Source organism: Pseudomonas sp. S1_G07 (assembly GCF_054668565.1).
This window is the reverse complement of record NZ_CP162778.1, coordinates 1,495,807-1,518,136: the sequence shown is the minus strand read 5'-3', so window position 1 is coordinate 1,518,136 and position 22,330 is coordinate 1,495,807. Positions and strand designations below refer to the sequence as shown.

The 22,330-nt window shown below is 62.3% G+C and carries 14 protein-coding genes and 2 pseudogenes; 4 read left to right on the top strand and 12 right to left on the bottom strand.

The annotated features are described in order from the left end of the window. Positions 1-77: 77 nt before the first annotated feature. The 8 genes and pseudogenes from gltB to pilM all read right to left on the bottom strand — a co-directional run bounded on the left by gltB (position 78) and on the right by pilM (position 11,744). Complete coding sequence (gltB, locus tag AB4O05_RS06945; RefSeq protein ID WP_460132026.1) at positions 78-4,523, bottom strand: glutamate synthase large subunit; 4,446 nt, start codon at positions 4,521-4,523, stop codon at positions 78-80. Between the two features lie 347 nt (positions 4,524-4,870). Continuing rightward, the gene (locus AB4O05_RS06940) at positions 4,871-6,418 is read right to left on the bottom strand and encodes an AAA family ATPase (RefSeq protein WP_460132028.1); all 1,548 of its coding nucleotides are present in this window, start codon (positions 6,416-6,418) and stop codon (positions 4,871-4,873) included. Between the two features lie 10 nt (positions 6,419-6,428). Beyond that, positions 6,429-7,529 (bottom strand): 3-dehydroquinate synthase, encoded by a 1,101-nt coding sequence (gene aroB, locus AB4O05_RS06935; protein WP_460132029.1) that lies wholly within the window; start codon positions 7,527-7,529, stop codon positions 6,429-6,431. 124 nt (positions 7,530-7,653) lie between these two features. Next, the gene (aroK, locus tag AB4O05_RS06930) at positions 7,654-8,172 is read right to left on the bottom strand and encodes a shikimate kinase AroK (protein ID WP_003171222.1); all 519 of its coding nucleotides are present in this window, start codon (positions 8,170-8,172) and stop codon (positions 7,654-7,656) included. A gap of 4 nt (positions 8,173-8,176) precedes the next feature. Then, positions 8,177-9,433, bottom strand: a pseudogene (locus tag AB4O05_RS06925) (type IV pilus secretin PilQ); the annotation flags it as partial. A 138-nt stretch (positions 9,434-9,571) separates the two neighbouring features. Next, a complete protein-coding gene (locus AB4O05_RS06920; protein ID WP_460132030.1) occupies positions 9,572-10,543 on the bottom strand; it encodes a pilus assembly protein PilP in 972 nt (323 codons plus the stop codon). Beyond that, entirely contained in the window at positions 10,540-11,094 is a 555-nt protein-coding gene (locus AB4O05_RS06915) for a PilN domain-containing protein (RefSeq protein ID WP_460132031.1), read from the bottom strand. Before AB4O05_RS06915 ends, AB4O05_RS06920 begins: the two co-directional genes overlap by 4 nt. After that, positions 11,091-11,744 (bottom strand): type IV pilus assembly protein PilM, encoded by a 654-nt coding sequence (gene pilM / locus AB4O05_RS06910; protein ID WP_460132033.1) that lies wholly within the window; start codon positions 11,742-11,744, stop codon positions 11,091-11,093. Before pilM ends, AB4O05_RS06915 begins: the two co-directional genes overlap by 4 nt. Before the next feature lie 221 nt (positions 11,745-11,965). Between pilM and AB4O05_RS06905 the strand changes: the two genes are divergently transcribed. Next, positions 11,966-14,428 carry a penicillin-binding protein 1A gene (locus tag AB4O05_RS06905; protein ID WP_460137647.1) on the top strand — a complete coding sequence of 821 codons (2,463 nt, stop codon included), beginning with the start codon at positions 11,966-11,968 and terminating at the stop codon, positions 14,426-14,428. Positions 14,429-14,602: 174 nt separating this feature from the next. On the opposite strand, the gene AB4O05_RS06900 is transcribed toward AB4O05_RS06905, so the two are convergent. The 3 genes from AB4O05_RS06900 to rpmE all read right to left on the bottom strand — a co-directional run bounded on the left by AB4O05_RS06900 (position 14,603) and on the right by rpmE (position 17,106). After that, positions 14,603-15,871: a malic enzyme-like NAD(P)-binding protein gene (locus tag AB4O05_RS06900; protein ID WP_460132036.1), complete on the bottom strand. Its 1,269-nt coding sequence runs from the start codon at positions 15,869-15,871 to the stop codon at positions 14,603-14,605. A 177-nt stretch (positions 15,872-16,048) separates the two neighbouring features. After that, positions 16,049-16,858 (bottom strand): thermonuclease family protein, encoded by an 810-nt coding sequence (locus tag AB4O05_RS06895; RefSeq protein ID WP_460132038.1) that lies wholly within the window; start codon positions 16,856-16,858, stop codon positions 16,049-16,051. A 14-nt stretch (positions 16,859-16,872) separates the two neighbouring features. Further along, positions 16,873-17,106 (bottom strand): 50S ribosomal protein L31, encoded by a 234-nt coding sequence (gene rpmE / locus AB4O05_RS06890; RefSeq protein WP_005784030.1) that lies wholly within the window; start codon positions 17,104-17,106, stop codon positions 16,873-16,875. 250 nt (positions 17,107-17,356) lie between these two features. Between rpmE and AB4O05_RS06885 the strand changes: the two genes are divergently transcribed. After that, entirely contained in the window at positions 17,357-19,576 is a 2,220-nt protein-coding gene (locus tag AB4O05_RS06885) for a primosomal protein N' (RefSeq protein ID WP_460132040.1), read from the top strand. On the opposite strand, the gene AB4O05_RS06880 is transcribed toward AB4O05_RS06885, so the two are convergent. Further along, complete coding sequence (locus AB4O05_RS06880; protein ID WP_460132042.1) at positions 19,573-19,836, bottom strand: hypothetical protein; 264 nt, start codon at positions 19,834-19,836, stop codon at positions 19,573-19,575. The two genes, AB4O05_RS06885 and AB4O05_RS06880, sit on opposite strands and share 4 nt — an antisense overlap. Here AB4O05_RS06880 and argS point away from each other — a divergent pair. Both argS and AB4O05_RS06870 read left to right on the top strand, forming a co-directional pair. Continuing rightward, positions 19,807-21,543, top strand: coding sequence for an arginine--tRNA ligase (gene argS / locus AB4O05_RS06875; protein WP_460132044.1), 1,737 nt, complete (start codon positions 19,807-19,809; stop codon positions 21,541-21,543). The two genes, AB4O05_RS06880 and argS, sit on opposite strands and share 30 nt — an antisense overlap. A 9-nt stretch (positions 21,544-21,552) precedes the next feature. After that, positions 21,553-22,245: pseudogene (locus AB4O05_RS06870) on the top strand (SPOR domain-containing protein); the annotation flags it as partial. Positions 22,246-22,330: the final 85 nt, after the last annotated feature.

Below are 22,330 nucleotides of genomic sequence, written 5' to 3'. Positions count from 1 at the left end.
CAAGAAATCAATTGAACCGGCACACCGCACACTGCTCTTAGCTTGCGGCTTGAAGCTTGCTACTTGCCGCTGCGTCGTCATTGCGGACTCGCAAGTGTGCTGGAGAGCAGAGATTTCAAACTCGCTGCCTTCGGTTTGACCAGCCAGAAACGACGCAGGTAATCATCGAGGTTCTCGGCGAGGTTACGACCCCATTCGCTGCCGGTTTCCTCGACGTACTCGTCCAGCACGTGCTGCAAGTGGTTACGGTAGGATTCCATGGCTTCGCCGCTGATCCGCTGGATCTCGACCAACTCGTGGTTGACCCGGTCGACGAAGGTGTTGTCCTGGTCGAGCACGTAGGCGAAACCGCCGGTCATGCCCGAACCGAAGTTGTAACCGGTCTTGCCCAGTACCGCGACAAAGCCCCCGGTCATGTACTCGCAGCAGTGATCGCCAGTGCCTTCCACCACGGTGTGGGCACCGGAGTTACGCACGGCGAAACGCTCACCGGCGGTACCGGCGGCAAACAATTTGCCACCGGTGGCGCCGTACAAGCAGGTGTTGCCGATGATGGCGCTGTCCTGGGTCTTGTACACGCTGCCCTTGGGCGGAACGATCACCAGCTTGCCGCCGGTCATGCCCTTGCCCACGTAGTCGTTGGCGTCACCTTCCAGGTACATGTGCAGGCCGCCGGCGTTCCACACGCCGAAGCTCTGGCCCGCGGTGCCCTTGAAGCGGAAAGTGATCGGCGCTTTCGCCATGCCCTGGTTGCCATGCTTGCGCGCGATTTCGCCGGAGATGCGTGCGCCGATGGAACGGTCGCAGTTGCAGATATCCAGGCTGAATTCGCCACCGCTGGCGTCGTTGATCGACGAAGCGGCCAGCTCGACCATTTTCTCGGCCAGCAGGCCTTTGTCGAACGGTGGGTTGCGGTCGACCTGGCAGAATTGTGGCTTGTCCGCCGGGATGTGATCGCTGCCCAACAACGGCGTCAGGTCCAGGTGGTGCTGCTTGGCGGTCTGCCCTTCGAGGATGTCCAGCAGATCGGTGCGGCCGATCAGCTCTTCGAGGGAGCGCACGCCCAGCTTGGCCAGCCACTCACGGGTCTCTTCGGCGACGTAGGTGAAGAAGTTCACCACCATGTCGACGGTGCCGATGTAGTGATCCTTGCGCAGCTTCTCGTTCTGCGTCGCCACGCCGGTGGCGCAGTTGTTCAGGTGGCAGATGCGCAGGTATTTGCAGCCCAGGGCGATCATTGGCGCGGTGCCGAAGCCGAAGCTCTCGGCGCCGAGAATTGCGGCCTTGATCACGTCGAGGCCGGTTTTCAGGCCGCCGTCGGTCTGCACCCGGACTTTGCCGCGCAGGTCGTTGCCGCGCAGGGTCTGGTGCGTCTCGGCCAGGCCCAGCTCCCAGGGTGCGCCGGCGTACTTGATCGAGGTCAGCGGCGAAGCGCCGGTACCGCCGTCGTAGCCGGAGATGGTGATCAGGTCGGCATAGGCCTTGGCCACACCGGCGGCAATGGTGCCCACGCCGGCTTCCGCGACCAGTTTCACCGAGACCAGGGCCTGCGGGTTGACTTGTTTCAAGTCGAAAATCAGCTGCGACAAGTCTTCGATCGAATAGATGTCGTGGTGCGGCGGCGGCGAGATCAGGGTCACGCCCGGCACCGCATAACGCAGCTTGGCGATCAGGCCGTTGACCTTGCCACCGGGCAGCTGACCGCCTTCGCCGGGCTTGGCGCCCTGGGCGACTTTGATCTGCAGCACTTCAGCGTTGACCAGGTATTCCGGGGTCACGCCGAAACGGCCCGTGGCGACCTGCTTGATTTTCGAGCTCTTGATCGTGCCGTAGCGCGCAGGGTCTTCACCGCCTTCGCCGGAGTTGGAACGCGCACCCAGGCGGTTCATGGCTTCGGCCAGGGCTTCGTGAGCCTCGGGCGACAAGGCGCCCAGGGAAATACCGGCGGAGTCGAAGCGCTTGAGGATCGACTCCAGCGGCTCGATTTCGCTGATGGCCAGCGGCGTGTCCAGGGTCTTCACCTTGAACAGGTCGCGGATCATCGACACCGGGCGGTTATCCACCAGCGCGGTGTATGCCTTGAACTTGGCGTAGTCGCCCTGCTGCACGGCGGCTTGCAGAGTACTGACCACGTCCGGGTTGTAGGCGTGGTACTCGCCACCGTGCACGAACTTGAGCAGGCCGCCTTGCTGGATCGGCTTGCGCGCACTCCAGGCTTCGGCCGCCAGGGCTTTCTGTTCGGCTTCGATGTCGACGAAACGCGCGCCCTTGATGCGGCTCGGCACACCACGGAAGCTCAGGTCGCAGACTTCTTCCGACAGGCCGATGGCCTCGAACAACTGCGCGCCACGGTAAGAGGTGACGGTAGAGATGCCCATCTTCGACAGGATCTTGAGCAGGCCCTTGGTGATGCCTTTGCGGTAGTTCTTGAACACCTCGTAGAGGTCGCCCAGCACTTCACCGGTACGGATCAGGTCACCGAGCACTTCGTACGCCAGGAACGGGTACACCGCCGAGGCGCCGAAACCGATCAGCACCGCAAAGTGATGCGGGTCGCGGGCGGTGGCGGTTTCCACGAGGATGTTGGAGTCGCAACGCAGGCCCTTTTCGGTCAGGCGGTGGTGCACCGCGCCGGTGGCCAGGGAGGCGTGGATCGGCAGCTTGCCCGGTGCGATATGGCGGTCAGTCAACACGATCTGGGTACGACCGGCGCGCACGGCTTCTTCGGCCTGGTCGGCGACGTTGCGCACAGCGGCTTCAAGGCCGAGGCTCTCGTCGTAGTTCAGGTCGATGATCTGGCGGTCGAAGCCTGGGCGCTCCAGGGTCATCAGCGAGCGCCACTTGGCCGGGGAAATGACCGGCGAGCTGAGGATCACGCGCGAGGCGTGCTCGGGCGATTCCTGGAAGATATTGCGCTCGGCACCGAGGCACACTTCCAGGGACATCACGATGGCTTCGCGCAGCGGGTCGATCGGTGGGTTGGTCACCTGGGCGAACTGCTGGCGGAAATAGTCGTACGGCGTGCGCACGCGCTGGGACAGCACGGCCATCGGCGTGTCGTCGCCCATGGAACCGACGGCCTCGTAGCCTTGCTCGCCAAGCGGGCGCAGCACTTGGTCGCGCTCTTCGAACGTGACCTGGTACATCTTCATGTACTGCTTGAGCTGGTCGATGTCGTAGAACGCCGAACCGTGGTCATTGTCTTCCATGGTCGCCTGGATGCGCAGGGCGTTCTTGCGCAGCCATTGCTTGTACGGGTGACGAGACTTCAGGCGGTTGTCGATGGCATCGGTGTCGAGGATCTGCCCGGTTTCGGTGTCCACGGCGAGGATCTGGCCAGGGCCTACCCGGCCTTTGGCAATCACGTCTTGCGGCTGATAGTTCCACACGCCGATTTCCGAGGCGAGGGTGATAAAGCCATTGGTGGTGGTGACCCAACGCGCAGGGCGCAGACCGTTACGGTCAAGCAGGCACACCGCGTAGCGACCGTCGGTCATGACCACGCCGGCCGGGCCGTCCCACGGTTCCATGTGCATCGAGTTGTACTCGTAGAACGCACGCAGGTCCGGGTCCATGGTCTCGACGTTCTGCCACGCAGGCGGAATGATCATACGCACGCCACGGAACAGGTCGATGCCGCCGGTGACCATCAGCTCGAGCATGTTGTCCATGCTGGAGGAGTCGGAACCGACGCGGTTGACCAGCGGGCCGAGCTCTTCCAGGTCCATCAGGTCGTTGGCGAACTTGGTGCGACGGGCCACGGCCCAGTTGCGGTTACCGGTGATGGTGTTGATCTCGCCGTTGTGGGCGAGGAAGCGGAATGGCTGGGCCAGCGGCCATTTCGGCAGAGTGTTGGTGGAGAAGCGCTGGTGGAACACGCAGATTGCGGTTTGCAGGCGCTCATCGCTCAGGTCTGGATAGAAGGCGGTCAAGTCCGCCGGCATCATCAGGCCTTTATAAATGATGGTTTTGTGGGAAAAGCTGCAGATGTAGTGGTCGGTATCGGCAGCGTTGGCCACCGACGAGCGACGACGGGACGTGAACAGCTTGATCGCCATGTCCTGGTCGCTCAGGCCGTCGCCCGCGATGAACACTTGTTCGATCTGCGGCAGGCGCTCCAGGGCCAGGCGGCCGAGCACGCTGGTGTCGATTGGCACTTTGCGCCAGCCGACGAGTTGCAGGCCGGCGGCGACGATCTCGCGGTTCATGTTCTCGCGAGCGGCTTCGGCTTTGACCGGGTCCTGGTTGAAGAACACCATGCCCACGGCGTACTGCTTGGGCAGCTCGACCGCGAAATGCTCCTTGGCAATGGCGCGCAGGAAGAGGTCGGGCTTTTGAATGAGCAAGCCACAACCGTCACCGGTCTTGCCGTCGGCGTTGATCCCACCACGGTGGGTCATGCAGGTCAGGGCCTCGATGGCCGTTTGCAAAAGGGTATGACTGGGCTCGCCCTGCATATGGGCAATCAGGCCGAAACCGCAGTTATCCTTGAATTCATCGGGTTGGTACAGACCTGCTTTCATAGACACTTTCTCACCAGGCTGCCTCTTATACCGAGGCAAATTTCTTTTCAATTCAACCAGTTACCTTCCACGCCGAACGTACGCCGGCTTTGCAGGGGCAAAAGGGAGGTCATTGTACACACCGACACAGACGCTCACAAATTTAGCGACGAGATGTCGCAAATCTATGTCGCATTTATGAAAGGTTTAAAGCGATATGCTGTGCTAGTCAAAACTTTTTTAATTTTGACCGTTACGACTCAAAAGCGGCTGTGACGCAGACACCACAAAGCGCGCACCCAGAGGCTGCACGCTGTTGTAGTTTTTTGAGGTGCCGGGAGGGCGACCTGGGTAAGGCCGCCAAATCTTCAGCGAGTTGTTGAGAGTTCTTGTTGAACGCTGGCAACAGTGCGAGGCCAAGGTTTACCAGCCTGAACCTTCGCTGGCAAGGTTTTGATTGCGGAGTCAGCGGCCGCACGGCTGGAGAAACTGCCGTACGTGATCACGTAGAGAGGCTTGCCGTTGAGCACTTTCTTGAAATAACGGTACTCGCCGCCATGCTCTTTTACGAACGCCTGGGCATTGGCTTCGGAGCTGGTGCCAAGGATCTGTACCACGAAGTTGCCGGTAGGTTGGCTGCCGTACCAGCTGCTGCCGGCGCTGCCAGCCTTGGCAACGGTGGTCGCCGGCTTTTCAGCGGGCTTGGCCGCAGGCGCTGGCTTGGTGACTGGGGCCGCGGGCTTGGCGGTGGCAACCGTCGGCGCCGGGGTCGGCTTGGCGACTGGCGCGGCGGGTGCGGCCGGGGTACCAGCAGGCACGCCAGCCGGTGGCGCAGTAGTAGTCACGGTCGGTGGCGTGGCACTGGAGCCTTCCACCGGCACGCCGTCGTCGCCTTCGGAGATACCACCAGCTTCTTCCGCGAGCGGACCACGCATCACCGGCTGGCCGACCATCGGCAGGTTGGTCGGTTGGCCGGAGTTGGCGAATTCGACATTCGGCGTGGGCTTGCCCAGTGGCAACTGCGCCTGTTCGGTTGGCGCGCCGGCGGTGGTCGGTGCTTTGCTGCGCCCTGGAATCAACCAGGCAGCGGCGACAGCGACCACCACAACGGCGGAAATGGCCAATACGTGCTTCTTAGGCATAGTGAACCCCATCTTTGGACGCTTGACCGCAGAGCGGCTGGCAATCATGGCTTCGATCATGGCATCGCGGGCGACCTGATTGATGGTGCCAGGCCAGCCGCCAGCGCTTTCGTGAATATCAGAGATCTGCGCAGCGGATAAAAGTTCGATACCGGCCCCCGCCCCTTCGAGACGCTGAGCCAGGTATTCGCGGGTTTCTTCCTCTTCGTACGGCTGCAACTCGATAACGTGGAACAGCTCCTGATCGCCACTGATCTGCTCCAGATCGGCGATCAACGACGACTCACCAAACAGGAACACATGCGGGCGGCCTTCCGGCGTGCCCGCCGCCAGCGCCAGCAGCGCTTCCAGGGCCGATTCGTCAAGCTGCTCGGCGTCGTCCACCAGCAGGTAGACTTCCTGGCCGGTCAACCCCAATTGCACCACTTGCTTGAGGATTGCATTCGGCTCTGCGGTGGAGACGTCCAGGGCCTGTGCGACCTGGCGCAGCACGCCAGCCGCGTCACCGGCTCCACGCGCCGAGACCACCACGCTTTGTACCGATTGCTTGTTGGTGCTGGCCACCAGGGCCTGGCGCAGCAGGGTCTTGCCGCTGCCCAACGGGCCGGTCACGACCAGCAGCAGCTGGCTGTAGCGCGCGAGGTGATGCAACTGCCCCAGCACCGGCTTGCGCTGGGCCGGAAAGAATTTGAAACCAGGCACCCGTGGAGCGAAGGGGTCGTGGCTTAACTGGTAATGGCCGAGGAACGCCTCGTCGGCATGCAAACTAGTCATCGGGATCTTATTAACCTTTAAGCTGGGCCAGGGCGCGGTAATCCGCTCCCAGCGTGGCCTGTAAAATCTCTTTCGGATAATCGTCGGTCACGACCGCTTCACCCATATGGCGCAGCAGCACGAGTCGCAGTCGACCGTCGATCACTTTCTTGTCTATCGCCATATGTTCGAGGAAGTCAGCCTCGGTCATCTCCTCGGGCGGAATCACCGGCAGACCGGCGCGCTGGAACAGGCGGATACCACGATCGCGCTCCTGGGCGCTGATCCAGCCCAGACGGTGCGACATCTCCAGTGCCATCACGGTGCCAGCTGCAACAGCCTCGCCATGCAACCACACACCATAGCCCATGTGCGTTTCGATCGCATGGCCAAAGGTGTGCCCGAGGTTGAGGGTAGCGCGCACGCCGGACTCCCGTTCGTCGGCATTCACCACCAGGGCCTTGGCGGCGCACGAGCGCGAAATCGCTTCGGTCAGCGCCACCTGATCGAGCGCGCGCAGGGCGTCCACATGCTCTTCCAGCCAGGTCAGGAACGGCTCATCGCAGATCAGCCCGTACTTGATAACTTCCGCCAGGCCCGCCGACAGCTCGCGCGGTGGCAGGGTGTTGAGGGTGGCGGTGTCGATCAGCACGGCCTGGGGCTGATAGAACGCGCCGACCATGTTCTTGCCCAGCGGGTGATTGATACCGGTCTTGCCGCCCACCGACGAATCGACCTGGGACAACAGGGTGGTCGGCACCTGGATAAAGTCCACGCCACGCTGATAGCAGGCCGCCGCAAAACCGGCCATGTCGCCGATCACACCGCCGCCGAGGGCGACCACGGTGGTTCGGCGATCATGGCGTGCGGTGAGCAATCCATCAAAGATCAGTTGCAGGGTTTCCCAGTTCTTGTGGGCTTCGCCGTCAGGCAATACCACGGAGATCACCGAGTACGCCGCCAGGCTGCGGGTCAGACGCTCAAGATACAGCGGCGCGACCGTTTCGTTGGAGATGATCGCCACTTGTCGCCCGGCAATGTGCGGCGCGAGCAACTCAGGCTGGTCCAGCAGACCTTCGCCAATATGGATCGGGTAGCTGCGCTCGCCTAGATCGACCTTAAGTGTCTGCATGTGTCCCCGCGTTAGAGATGGAGTGACGACCGACAGCGTCGATCCCGACACTGCCTGATGGCTCTACGCCACACCCCGCAGGATAATGGCGCGCCGCCGAGAATAGCGCATTTCGGGCCTGGCTTTAACGGGGTGGCAGCCGTTGCAGGCGCTCAAGAATGTCGAGGACCACCATCCGAGGCGGCCGCTCATCGGTTTCCACCACCAGATCGGCGATTTCCCGGTACAGCGGATCACGCAGCGCGAGCAGGTCGCGCAGGGTTTTTTCCGGGTTTGCCGTGCGCAGCAGCGGGCGATTGCGATCACGGGCCGTGCGGCCGACCTGCTGCTCGACCGACGCATGCAGATAAACCACCCGCCCACCGGCATGCAGCGCCCGACGGTTTTCATCGCGCATCACGGCGCCACCGCCGGTCGCCAATACCACGCCATCGCAGCCGCATAGCTCGGCGATCATCGCCTGCTCGCGGTCACGAAAGCCCAGCTCGCCTTCCTTATCGAAGATCCATGGGATATTGGCACCCGTGCGCAATTCAATTTCCTTGTCGGAATCTTTGAATGGCAGGCGCAGCTCTTTGGCCAGCAAACGGCCGATGGTGCTCTTTCCAGCCCCCATCGGTCCTACAAGAATCAAATTTCGCACAGAATCAACGACTCACAGCAATCGCCTGGTTATTCATAATACGCGGAGTCAGGAATACCAGCAGCTCGGATTTTTTCTCCGCCAGCACGTCGCGCCGGAAAAGGCGGCCAAGATACGGCACATCGCCCAAAAATGGCACTTTATCTACCACTTTGCTCTGGGTATTGGAGAAAACCCCGCCGATGACAATGGTCTCGCCATCCCTGACCAGCACCTTGGCATTGACCTCGTTTTTCTTGATTGGCGGTACGTCATTGAGTTTGTTCAGGTAATCGGGCTCATCCTTGGTGACTTTCACCTCCATGATCACCCGATCGTCAGGGGTGATCTGCGGGGTAACCTCCAGCGACAGCGACGCCTCCTTGAACGATACCGATGTGGCACCATTGGAGCTGGACTCCTGGTACGGAATTTCGGTGCCCTTGAGGATGCGCGCGGTTTCCTTGTCGGAGGTGACCACCTTGGGCTGCGAGACGATTTCACCGTTGCCGGTCTTCTCCATGGCGGTCAGTTCCAGGTCCAGCAACAGGTTGTCGGCGATATAAGCGATGCCCAGGCCAGAGGTGCCGGTGAGGTTGCCCAGGTCGACAAACGGCGAACTGGGCGGGTTTTCCGGCGGATCTACACCGTCCGGCAGAGGCTTCTGGACCCCACCGGCGCCCCAATCCCCTCGGCTGAGCCGACCACCCCAGCGTGCGCCCAGGCTTTTGTCGTAGTCGACATTGGCCTCGACAATTCGCGCTTCGATCATCACCTGGCGCACCGGGATGTCCAATTGCGCCACGATGCGCCGCAGCTCGTCGAGCCGCTCGCCGGTCTGGTAGGCGATGATGTTATTGGTGCGGTCATCCACCGCCACCGAGCCCCGCTCATCGGTGCTGCCCTCAAGCCCTGTCATCGACTGGAACAACTTGGCAAGATCTGCCGCCCTGGCGTAATTGACCTGCAACAGCTCGCGCCGCAACGGCGCCAGGTCGGCCATTTGCTTGCGCGACTCCAGCGCCAGCAATTCGCGGGCGGCCAATTCCTCGGCGGGCGCCACCAGCAACACCCCGGCCTTCATGCGCTTGTCCAGGCCCTTGGTTTGCAGCACCAGGTCCAGCGCCTGCTCCCATGGAACATCCTTGAGGCGCAGGGTGATGAAACCCTGCACATCGTCACTGACCACCAGGTTCAGGCCCGCCACATCGGCGATCTGCTGCAATACGGCGCGCAGTTCGATGTTCTGGAAGTTGAGGTTGAGCCTGTCTCCGGTATAGGCACCAGAAGCCGCGCCACCAGGAGGCGGCAACCGGATCAGGTCCACACGATTGGGCACAGCGGCAGCCATCGGTGCCGTGAACGCTATCCATAGCGCCACACCGAAGGACGAGAAAGTCCTTTTCATTGTTTGATTCCGTTATGAGTTGACGTTCAGCATGAGGGTTCGCGGGCGCTCCAGCCACGCGCCCTGTTCATCGGGAAACAGCTCGACCAGCTCGATATAGCCATCATGGATGGCCGTGACCCGCCCGTGATCCGGGCCCAGGTAATCGCCGACGGCCAGACGGTGCACCGCCGATGCCACGCGCAGCAGGGCGAAGGTGTGCGCGCCACGGGACAGCGTGCCGACCATCTGGAATTGATCCACCGCAACATCTTCCAAGGCACCCCGCAGCCGCGCGAGGTCCGGCGCGACGGTCGCGCGGCCAGGCACATGATCGACCTGCATGGCCATTGGCTGGAACGGATCGCGCAGGCCGGAAGCGTCGTACACAAAAGCCGGCCCTTGTACGACAGGCTCGCTCGCCCTGATGCCCGGCAGGGCATGCCGATAGGTCTTGGTCAGCAGGTCAAGGCGCAGCAGCTTGGCCTCCCGCTGCAAGTCCAGGTCGTGCACCGTAGCGATTCGCGCCAGCCCACCCAGGGCACTCACGAACCTTGCAAGGTCGTGATAGGCACCCGTGACGCCGACCTGCACAGGTTGCTCGATAAACAGCGACCGAGGTCGCTCATCCAACGGCATGACGTGCTCGACCACCAAGCCATTGACCAGCGCCAGCCGAGCGATGTCTTCCAGCAGGCCAGGCATTTCGGACCCACCCGGCAGTTGCCGCAAAAGCCCGTCGGTCTTTGCCTGCATAAGCTGGAACTGGCGGGCCTGCTCTTCAACGCTGGCCGCCAGGACGGTTTTTTCTTCGATCTGTCGCTGCAGGGCCACTTCCCGTGCCTCGGCCTGCCGCAAGCGCTCCCGAGAAGGGCTCAGGCACATAAAGTCGCCCACCACCAGCACCACGCCGGCCAGCGCGCAGCCCAGCAAGACCTTGCCAGGCCAGGGCCATTGTACGGCGTTGTGAGCAAGCGCGGAAAACTCGAGCCTGGGCAGGCTCATGGCTGGGCCTCGGAGGACTCTCCCTGGCGCACCATCAGTTGAAACTCATTGTTACCGCGCACGCCTTCGGTACGCACATGCTGCAACCGAGTGGCGTGAGCGCCTTGAGAAGCCTCCAGGCGGCGCATCAGTTGAGCGATGTCCTGGCCGGACTCGGCACTGCCACTGATACTCAGTGTGTTGCCCTTCGCCACCACTTCGTGCAGATGCACGCCGTCGGGTACCGCGCGCGCCAGTTGATCCAGCAACTGGGCACCGGACGAGCGGCCATCATGCAGGTCTTGCACGACCTTCATGCGCTCTGCCAATTGCTGGCTTTGCGCCTGCAGGTCGTCGATGGTCCTGATGCGCGCATCGAGCACGTCGCCCTCCTTGCTCAGATGGTCATTGCGCGTCACCTGCCGATCAATCGCCTGATCGATCACCTGATCCGCCAGCCATACGGCCGCAAGCGCCATAGCGCTGAATGCCAGCAGAAACGCCAGGAAATATTTGCGCCGCCGCTCCGCCAGCGCCTGGCGCCAGGGCAAAAGGTTGATTCGTGTCTTCAAGCGAAACTCCTCAGGGCCAGCCCGCAGGCAATTCCCATCCCGTGGGCATCCACGGCCCATTGTGCACTATCGAGCTGATCGCCCGGCGTGAAACTGGCGAAATCCTGACTGCAAGCGCGTGCCAATGCAAACGCTTCGATGTCCACCACCTCTGGCACCAGCCCGGCCAGGGCCAGAACCGCCTCGCGGGCCTCCACATGCGCCTTCAGGCAGGCTGCCATCAGCACCTCGACCCGAGCGGGGTCCTGGGGCGAACGGCCCTGGACCTGAAAGTCGAGGGCCATGTCATCCAGCGGATAGGGAATGTACTGCTCGGCCTCCATCTGGATCATCCAGCTCATCTCGTCGTCGGTGAGCCCCGCCTCCAACTCGATCTCCCGGGTGATGACCGAGGCGCCGGCCACCGCGACCGCAGCGCCGCGCACCGAGGTCTGCATACGCAATAATGCGGCGTGCAGCGTGCGCCCCACCCCTTCAAGGTCCAGCAATGTGCCCTCCACGACGGCACGCGTGGGCAGGTCCTGCGTGGCGTAGGCCTGGACGCGGTAACCGCTGGCCGAGCGCCCCAGCTCAACCAGCCGGATGCCGGTGTCGTTGATGTCGATACCCAACAGGGTGTCGGCTTTTCGCCTGAAAAATCCCTTTACCATAAAACTCCCTATAGCTTTCCCTGTCATACCGCCTGATTGCCGCTGGACTCCGTGCATTCGGTCGACTTGTCGAAGAGCCGCGAATGACGCCCCGAGCCGAAAATGCTTTAATGCCCAGCGTTTTTTCCCGCTTTTTTATCTGCAGCTCGGGTTGATCCATCGTTTGCCATGCATGCCCCGACGCCTAACTCATTCTTTTCTCTGGAAATCCAAAAGCCTTGATTCGTCTGCTGAAGTTTTTCGGGTACTCCATTGTCGCCATCGTCTGCGGGCTGCTGCTCGTACTCAGCGGGGCCTATCTCTACCTTAGTCCGGGTTTGCCCTCCGTAGAGGCCCTCAGAAGTATCCAGTTGCAGATTCCCCTGCGGGTCTACAGCAGCGATGAAAAACTGATCGCGGAGTTCGGCGAGATGCGCCGCACACCGATCCGTTTTGCCGACATTCCCCCCAACTTCATCAATGCCCTGCTCTCGGCTGAAGACGATAATTTCGCCAATCACTATGGCGTCGACCCCAGCAGCCTGGTGCGCGCTGCCACACAATTGGTAAAAAGCGGTCACATCCAGTCCGGCGGCAGCACCATCACCATGCAGGTGGCGAAGAACTTCTTCCTCACCAGCGAGCGCAGTTTTTCGCGCAAGGCCACTGAAATCCTGCTGGCCCTGCAGATCGAACGCCAGCTGACCAAAGACGAGATCCTTGAGCTGTACGTCAACAAGATCTACCTGGGCAACCGCGCCTACGGGATCGAAGCGGCGTCCCAGGTCTATTACGGCAAGTCCATTCGTGACGCGAGCCTGGCGCAGATGGCCATGATTGCCGGCCTGCCCAAGGCACCGTCGCGCTTCAACCCACTGGCCAACCCGGCGCGCAGTAAAGAGCGCCGTGACTGGATCCTGGGGCGCATGTACAAGCTGGGCAAAATCGACCAGGCCGCTTACGAAAGCGCGGTGGCCGAACCGTTGAACGCCAGTTATCACGTCCCGACACCGGAAGTGAACGCACCGTATATCGCCGAAATGGCCCGTGCCGAAATGGTCGGTCGTTATGGCAGCGAGGCCTACACCGAAGGGTTCCGCGTGACTACCACGGTTCCAAGCAATTTGCAGGAAATCGCCAATGATTCGATACATTCCGGCCTGATCACGTACGACCAGCGCCATGGCTACCGTGGCCCGGAATCGCGGCTGCCAGGCAAGACCCTGAGCGCCTGGACCGCCGAACTGGGCAAACAGCGCACGATCAGTGGCCTGGAACCGGCGATCGTCACCCAGGTGATGAAAGATGGCGTGCAGGTGCTTACCCGCACCGGCGAAGCCCATGTGGCCTGGGATAGCATGAAATGGGCACGGCCATTCCTGAACACCAACAGCATGGGCCCGATTCCCAAGCAGCCGTCGGACGTGGCACAAGTGGGTGACCTGATCCGCGTGCAACGCCAGAAAGACGACAGCCTGAAATTCAGCCAGGTACCGCTGGCCCAGGGCGCACTGGTGTCGCTGGACCCGCAGAACGGCGCCATCCGCGCCCTGGTGGGCGGGTTTGCCTTCGAACAGAGCAACTACAACCGCGCCACCCAGGCCAAGCGCCAGCCGGGTTCGAGCTTCAAGCCGTTCATCTACAGCGCCGCGCTGGATAACGGCTACACCGCCGCCAGCCTGGTCAACGACGCACCGATCGTGTTTGTCGACGAGTACCTGGACAAGGTCTGGCGCCCGAAGAACGACACCAACACCTTCCTCGGCCCGATCCGCATCCGCGAGGCGCTGTACAAGTCGCGCAACCTGGTGTCGATCCGCCTGCTGCAGGCAATGGGCGTGGGCAAGACCATCGACTACATCACGCGCTTTGGCTTCAACAAGTCGGACCTGCCGCCGAACCTGTCCCTGGCCCTCGGCACCGCGACCCTCACGCCGATGGAAATCGCCACCGGCTGGAGCACCTTTGCCAACGGCGGCTACAAGATCACGCCGTACCTGATCGATAAGATCGAAAGCCGCAATGGCGATACGCTGTTCACCGCCAACCCGGCCCGCGTGCCCGGCGATGTGGTCAACGGTGTCGCTGCCACCGATGGCCTGGCGGCGCCGAACAACGGTGGCATCACCATCGAGCCAACCCCAGGCGCAGTACCGGCCACGAACGCCGCCCCACCGACAGAACCACAAGCACCCGCCGTCGCCGAGCGTGTGGTGGATGGCCGCACCACCTATATCCTCAACAGCATCCTCGAAGACGTGATCAAGAAGGGCACCGGCCGCCGCGCCCTGGCCCTGGGCCGCGCGGATATCGCCGGCAAGACCGGGACCACCAACGAATCCAAGGATGCCTGGTTCTCCGGCTATAACGCCGACTACGTGACCACCGTGTGGACCGGCTACGACCAGCCGGAAAGCCTCGGCCACCGCGAGTTCGGTGGCACCGTTGCGCTGCCGATCTGGATGAGCTACATGGGCGCCGCCCTGAAGGACAAGCCTCTGCATACCCAGCCGGAGCCGGAAGGTATCCTCAGCCTGCGCATCGACCCGATCAGCGGTCGTGCTGCCTCGCCAAGCACGCCGAACGCGTACTTCGAGCTGTTCAAGAGCGAAGACACCCCGCCATCGGTCAATGAACTGGGCAACGGCGTTGCACCGGGCAGCCCGCTGCCGGCGGATGAGGCGGCGCCGATCGATCTCTTTTAGCCTTGGCTGTAGGAGCGAGCTTGCTCGCGAAAAACTCAAAAACGCCGCGGGGCACCTGATACCCCCATCATCGTTGACGATTTTCGCGAGCAAGCTCGCTCCTACCTGAAAACAGCCTGCAAAAAAGCCCCGACTCGCGAGAGCCGGGGCTTTTTGTTGTCGCGCTACAACGGTTTAGCCGTTGAACACATCATCCACGCTTTGCAGCGGGTAGTTCTTCGGATACGGCAGGGTGGCCACGCCAGTCTCGATCGCGGCTTTGGCCACGGCATCGGAGATCAAGGTGATCAGGCGCTTATCCATAGGTTTCGGAATGATGTACTCACGGCCGAATTCCAGCTTGGCGCCACCGTAGGCATCGCACACGTCCTGAGGCACTGGCAGCTTGGCCAGTTCACGCAGGGCATTGGCGGCCGCCACTTTCATTTCTTCGTTGATGCGCTTGGCGCGAACGTCCAGAGCACCACGGAAGATGAACGGGAAGCCCAGTACGTTGTTGACCTGGTTCGGGTAGTCCGAGCGGCCGGTCGCCATGATCACGTCGTCACGGGTGGCGTGGGCCAGTTCCGGGGCGATTTCTGGATCAGGGTTGGAGCAGGCGAACACGATCGGGTTGGGCGCCATGGACTTCAGGCCTTCGGCGCTCAACAGGTTCGGGCCGGACAGGCCGACGAACACGTCGGCACCGTTCAAGGCGTCAGCCAGGGTGCGCTTGGAGGACGGGTGGGCGAACATTGCTTTGTACTGGTTCAGATCGGTGCGCTCGGACTGGATCACGCCCTTGCTGTCGACCATGTAGATGTTTTCCAGACGGGCGCCCATGCTCACGATCAGCTTCATGCACGAGATGGCCGCCGCACCGGCGCCCAGGCAGACGATCTTGGCGTCAGCCAGGGTTTTGCCAGCGATTTCCAGGGCGTTGATCATGCCGGCCGCGGTAACGATTGCGGTACCGTGCTGGTCATCGTGGAATACCGGAATGTCGCACTGCTCGATCAGGGCCTTTTCGATCTCGAAGCACTCAGGTGCCTTGATGTCTTCCAGGTTGATGCCACCGAAGGTGATGGAGATGCGCTTGACGGTGTCGATGAAAGCCTGCGGGCTTTCGGAGTCGACTTCGATGTCGAAAACGTCAATGCCGGCGAAGCGCTTGAACAGCACGCCCTTACCTTCCATGACTGGCTTGGAAGCCAATGGGCCGAGGTTACCCAGGCCAAGAATCGCGGTGCCATCGGAAATCACTGCAACCAGGTTGCCCTTGCCGGTGTACTTGTACGCCAGCTCAGGGTCACGGGCGATTTCACGTACAGGCTCGGCCACGCCAGGGCTGTAGGCCAGCGACAGGTCGCGGGCGGTAGCGGTGGCTTTGGTGAGCTCTACACTCAGCTTTCCTGGACGAGGATGGGCATGATATTCGAGAGCGGCAGATTTCAAATCAGACATATCGGCATTCCGCTTTTACTGTTGGTCGACGGACCGCCGAGGATACTCGTGTCGTAAAGCCCCTACAAGACTGGGCAGTCACCAGTGTCAAGGCCCCAAAGCGCCGTACTTTGGTCTAAGCCCACGGGATACAAGGGCTTAACTGTTCACAATTGAATAAAAAAATGTCTACAATTTTTACCGCTGCGTCAGCTTGAGCATGCCCGGATCAGTCAGTGGCAGCAGCCAGCGCGCCTGGTCGTTTTTCCGCCCGCCACGCCCGGCGCGATCCTGCACCCAGCCGCGCGCCTCGATTGTCTTGCCTTGCAGACCATTGAGCAGGCTGCTGTCGAACTGACGGGCCAGATCGGGTGCAATGCGTAATACCAGTGAGCCCTGCAAGTCGATCCAGATTCCGCCACGATTGCGTTCGATCTTGTTCACGCGCCCGCTGACCAGGGCAAACCCGGAGTGCTTGAGCTGCACCACATGCAGCACCGGCGACTGCCGCCACACCCCGAGCCCGGCAGTGCGGGCACTGTTTTCGGCCGCCTGCTGGCAGGCCACAAGATCAACATTCGGCGCGACGCCCACTTGGAACCCCAGGCCTTCGGCCAACAGTTGCGCCTCCAGATTCTCGCCATCGGCGCCATACAAGTGGGCCAGGGTGCGACCGTAGCGGTCTTTACCCTCGCGCCCCGGCACCAGGCCAACGCGACCATCACTGGCCGTCACCAATGCCTGCAAGCGTTGTCGGGCAGCGACGGCATAAGGCTCGTCGGTACGGCCCTTCTTGCCGGTTTCCGGCGCATTGAGCCCGATCATGCGCACACTGCGGCCATCCTTGAGGCGCACGGTGTCGCCATCCACCACACGCTGCACCTCGACCTGGGCCAGGCCCGCTGGCGCCGGGCAAAATGCTCCGGCCTGAGCGGCCGACAGCCAAATTGCAGGCACAAAAAAGGCGCCCGCAAGGGACGCCTTTTTCAACAGCTGGCAAAAGCCCATAAGGCTTTTTAGCCTTACTCTGCTGGAGTAGCAGCAGGCTTCTTGCCGAAAGCACCAAAGCGATCTGCGAAGCGCTGTACACGGCCGCCGGTGTCCAGAGTTTTCTGCTTACCGGTGTAGAACGGGTGGCACTCGTTGCATACGTCAGTACCCAGTGGCTTGCACAGGTTCGAGCGAGTTTCGAACTTGTTGCCGCAGCTGCAGGTAACTTCGATGGTTTCGTACGCTGGATGGATATCGGCTTTCATGGTGACTTCCTCGGGCTAGCGTGCCGCCACTCGACACTATTGTCGAATACCGCACGTAATTAGGCCGCGGATTCTACCAGACCTTTTTAAACGCGCAAGCGGCGGTGACGGCTGAAAACGCCCTTTCATCAGAAAACCCCGGCCCCCACGGAAGTCCTCCATTCCAATACCGGAGACGGGACACCTCCACCGCCGGTCTGCTAGTCTCCCGCCCCTGCGCCACTGCCTGCCTTTATATGAGATCCCTCGCGTGCCCGACGCCATTTTGCGCCTAGCCCTGCCCTCGCCCCTGCGCCGCCTGTTCGATTATCGGGCCCCGGCTGGCGTGCTGCGCGCGCAATTGCAGCCAGGCATGCGCGTGCGCGTGCCGTTTGGCCGGCGGGAGATGATCGGCATCCTGGTGGAAGTCGCTGATCACAGCGAAGTGCCCGCCGAAAAGCTCAAGCCGGCCCTGGCCATGCTCGATACCACGCCGCCGCTGCCGCCCGCGCTGTTCAAGCTGTGCCTGTGGACCGCCCAGTATTACCAGCACAGCCTTGGCGACACCTTAAGCTGGGCACTGCCGGTATTGCTGCGCCAGGGCGAACTGGCCGAAGCACGCCAGGAACGCTTCTGGTCGATGGTGCCCGGTGCCCGTCTTGACGATCCGCGCATCGCCCGCGCCCCACGCCAGCGCGAAGCCCTGGCGACCCTGGCCCAGCATCCCCATGGCGTGGCCCATCAGTTGCTCAGCAAGCTGATGCTGAGCAAAGACAGCCTCGACCTGCTGCTGGCCAAAGGCTTGGTGCAGGTCGAGATCCGCAAGCACGCCCCCGACCCGCGCCACGAACACTGGCTGGCCCAGCCGGAACTGCCGCTCAACCCCGAGCAACGCGCGGCGTATGAAGCGATTCGCGCAGGGTTCGACAGCTTCCACGCGTTCCTGCTGGCCGGCGTCACCGGCAGCGGCAAGACCGAAGTCTATTTGCAGCTGATCCGCGAAACCCTGCAAGCCGGCAAACAGGCGCTGGTGCTGATCCCGGAGATCAACCTCGGCCCGCAGACCCTGGCGCGTTTCGAGCAGCGTTTCAATGCGCGCATCGCCCTGGTGCACTCGGCAGTCAACGACCGTGAGCGACTGGAGTCGTGGCTGGCGGCGCGGGACGGCGAAGCGGACATTATTATCGGCACCCGTTCGGCACTGTTCACGCCCATGAAAAACCCCGGGCTGATCATCATCGACGAGGAACACGACGGCTCCTATAAACAGCAGGAAGGCCTGCGCTACCACGCTCGCGACCTGGCATTGGTGCGCGCGCGCCAGGAAGACATCCCGATTGTGCTGGGCTCGGCCACGCCGTCCCTGGAAAGCCTGCACAACGCCTACACCGGTCGCTACGGGCTGCTACGCCTGAATGAGCGCGCCGGCGGCGCCAAGCAACCGCGTTTCCTGCGCCTGGACGTCAAAAGCCGCCCGTTGGACAGCGGCATCTCCGGGCCGATGCAACAAGCCATCGGCCAGACCCTCGCCGCCGGCCAGCAAGTGTTGGTGTTTCTCAACCGGCGCGGCTTTGCGCCGACGTTGCTGTGCCACGATTGCGGCTGGATGTCCGAATGCGAGCGCTGCGATGCGCGCATGACCGTGCACCAGCGCCATGGCGAGCTGCGTTGCCACCACTGCGGCCATGTGGAACGGGTACCGCGCCATTGCCCGCAGTGCGGCAAAGTCGACCTGCGCCCCGTGGGCGCGGGCACCGAGCGTGCCGAGGAGCGTTTGGGCATTCTGTTCCCGGACTACCCGGTGTTGCGGGTCGACCGCGACAGCACCTCGCGCAAGGACGCAATGAACCAGCTGTTTGCCACCATCCAGAAAGGCCAGCCGTGCATTCTGGTGGGCACGCAAATGCTTGCCAAAGGGCATCACTTTCCGCGAGTAACCCTGGTATCGATCCTGGACGCCGACGGCGGCTTGTTCTCGGGTGACTTTCGCGCCAGCGAACGCATGGCACAGTTGATCGTGCAAGTCGCCGGCCGCGCCGGGCGGGCCGAGGAGCCGGGCAAGGTGATTATCCAGACGCACCTGGCCGACCACCCGCTGCTGATCCAACTGACCGAGCAAGGCTACTTTGCCTTCGCTGAACAGGCCCTGAGCGAGCGCCGTTCCGCCGGCCTACCGCCGTTTGCGCACCTGGCGTTGCTGCGCGCCGAAGCCCACAAACCGGGGCAGGCCGAAGGGTTCTTGGATGAAGCCTGCAGTGCCGCTGAACGTTTGCTCGGCGAACTGGGTCTGAGCGGCATCGAATTGCTGGGCCCGGTGCCGGCGCCCATGGAGCGCCGCGCCGGGCGATACCGCGCTCAACTCCTGTTGCAAGCCACCTCCCGCGCGCCGCTGCATCGGCTCTTAAGTAGCTGGTTACTTGCGCTGGAGCAAATGCCCAGTGGCCGCCAGGTGCGATGGTCGTTGGATGTGGACCCGGTAGATTTGTATTAGCCCTGCAGGAGCGAGCTTGCTCGCGAAAACCCCGGGAGCGCCGCGTCAACCCGAATATCTGCGTTGTCGTTGACGATTTTCGCGAGCAAGCTCGCTCCTACAGTGGGCAGGATGCCCTTAAAGAGCCCCGCAGGTCTGGAACGGTTGGCAAGCCCGCCCTCGCCACGGATAATGCCCAGTTTTTCCACCTGCGCATCGCGCGCCGCCGCTTGCGGTCGAAAGAGAACACCATGAAAGACACCATTCGCCAGCTGATCCAACAAGCCCTCACCCAACTCGTCAACGAAGGTGTGTTGCCTGAAGGCCTGACGCCGGCGATCCAGGTGGAAAACACCCGCGACAAGACCCACGGTGACTTCGCCAGCAATATCGCCATGATGCTGGCCAAGCCCGCTGGCATGAAACCGCGCGACCTGGCGGAAAAAATCATCGCGGCGCTGCCGGCCAACGAGAGCATTACCAAGGCCGACATCGCCGGCCCTGGCTTTATCAACTTCTTCCAGAACACCCAGGCCCTGGCCTCGCGCCTGGACGCTGCCCTGGCCGATGCCAAGGTCGGCGCGTACAAGGCCGGCGCCACCCAGCGCGTGGTCGTCGACCTGTCGGCGCCCAACCTGGCCAAAGAGATGCACGTGGGCCATCTGCGCTCGACCATCATCGGCGACGGCGTCGCACGGGTGCTGGAGTTCCTCGGCGATACCGTGATCCGCCAGAACCACGTGGGCGACTGGGGTACCCAGTTCGGCATGCTGATGGCGTACCTGCAGGAAAACCCGATCACCAGCAACGAGCTGTCGGACCTGGAAAACTTCTACCGCGCCGCCAAGAAGCGCTTCGACGAATCCGAAGCCTTCGCCGACCGCGCCCGTGGCCTGGTGGTCAAGCTGCAAGCGGGTGACAAGGAATGCCTGGCGCTGTGGAGCCGCTTCCGCGAGATCTCGCTGTCCCACTGCCAGAAAATCTACGAACTGCTCAACGTCAAACTGACCATGGCCGACGTGATGGGCGAAAGCGCCTACAACGACGACCTGGTCAACGTGGTCAACGACCTCAAGGCCAAGGGCCTGCTGGTCGAGAGCAACGGCGCGCAATGCGTGTTCCTCGAAGCATTCAAGACCGCCGACGGCGAGCCGCTGCCGGTGATCATCGTCAAGGCCGATGGCGGCTACCTCTATGCCACCACCGACCTGGCGGCCGTGCGCTACCGCAGTGGCGTGCTCAAGGCCGATCGCGCGCTGTACTTCGTCGACCAGCGCCAGGCCCTGCACTTCCAGCAGGTATTCGAAGTGGCGCGCCGCGCCGGTTTCGTCACCCACCCGATGCACATGGAACACATGGGCTTCGGCACCATGAACGGCGCCGACGGCCGCCCGTTCAAGACCCGCGACGGCGGCACCGTGAAGCTGATCGACCTGCTCAACGAAGCCCAGGATCGCGCCTACAACCTGGTGAAGGAGAAGAACCCGGAACTGGCCGAGGCCGACCTGCGCAACATCGCCCGCGTGGTGGGCATTGGCGCGGTGAAATACGCCGACCTGTCCAAACACCGCACCAGCGACTACAGCTTCAACTTTGAACTGATGCTCAACTTCGAAGGCAACACCGCGCCGTACCTGCTGTACGCCTACACCCGCGTGGCCGGGGTGTTCCGCAAGTTGGGCAAGGACTTCAACGCAGTACAAGGGCAGATCGTGCTGGAAGCCCCCCAGGAACAGGAGCTGGGCGCCAAGCTGGCGCAATTCGGCGAAGTGCTGAACAGCGTCGGCGAGAAAGGCACGCCGCATATCCTGTGCAGCTATTTGTACGAAGTGGCAGGGTTGTTCTCCAGCTTCTATGAGAACTGCCCGATCCTCAGCGCCGACGACGAAGCCCACAAACAAAGTCGCCTGCGCCTCGCTGCACTGGCTGGACGGACCCTCAAGCAAGGCCTGGAACTGCTGGGCCTGGAAACTCTGGAGCGTATGTAAGTTGGCCGCCAAGAAAAACCTGCACCCAAGCGCGGCGCCAGCCGCTACCAGGCCCCGGCGAAGAAGCCGATCCCGGGCTGGTTGTGGATGGCCATCGGCCTTACGGTCGGCGCGTTTATCGTGTTCCTGATGAAACTGGACCCAGGCCAGGGCGATGACGTCAAACGGGTCAAACAGGAACAGCAGAAGGCCTCGAAAATAGCCGAAGCCAACAAGACCGCCCCGAGCCCGACCGCACCGGTGAAGCCGAAATACGACTTCTACACGCTGCTGCCGGAATCGGAAGTGATCGTACCGCCCGACGCCGTGCCGGAAAAAACCCTGCCCACCCCACAGGTGCCGACCACGCCGGTGACGCCAGCGGAAGCGGCGAAAATCGACACCGCGCGAGCCCAGGCAGCGTTGGCCGGGATCACCCCGCCACCGGCACCGCCGGTTGCAGCGACCAAGGCCGCGCCGGTGACCAAGTTCTTCCTGCAAGCGGGCTCGTTCCCGAAACAGGCGGATGCGGATCGCGTGCGCGCGCAGATCATCCTGCTGGGCCAGACGGTCTCGGTGGAGTCCGGCACGGTGAAGGACGCGACCTGGTATCGCGTGCTGGTCGGCCCGTTCAGCAACCGCGAACAGCTGACCGTGGCACAGAAACAACTGGCTGGCGCCGGCTTTAGCAACCTGCTGTTACAACAACGCCAGAGCCGGTAACGCTCAGTCAACGCAGTACAAATGTGGGAGCCGGGCTTGCCCGGCTCCCACAATGGCTCAGCGGTGGTCTTCGGTGCATGTCGGA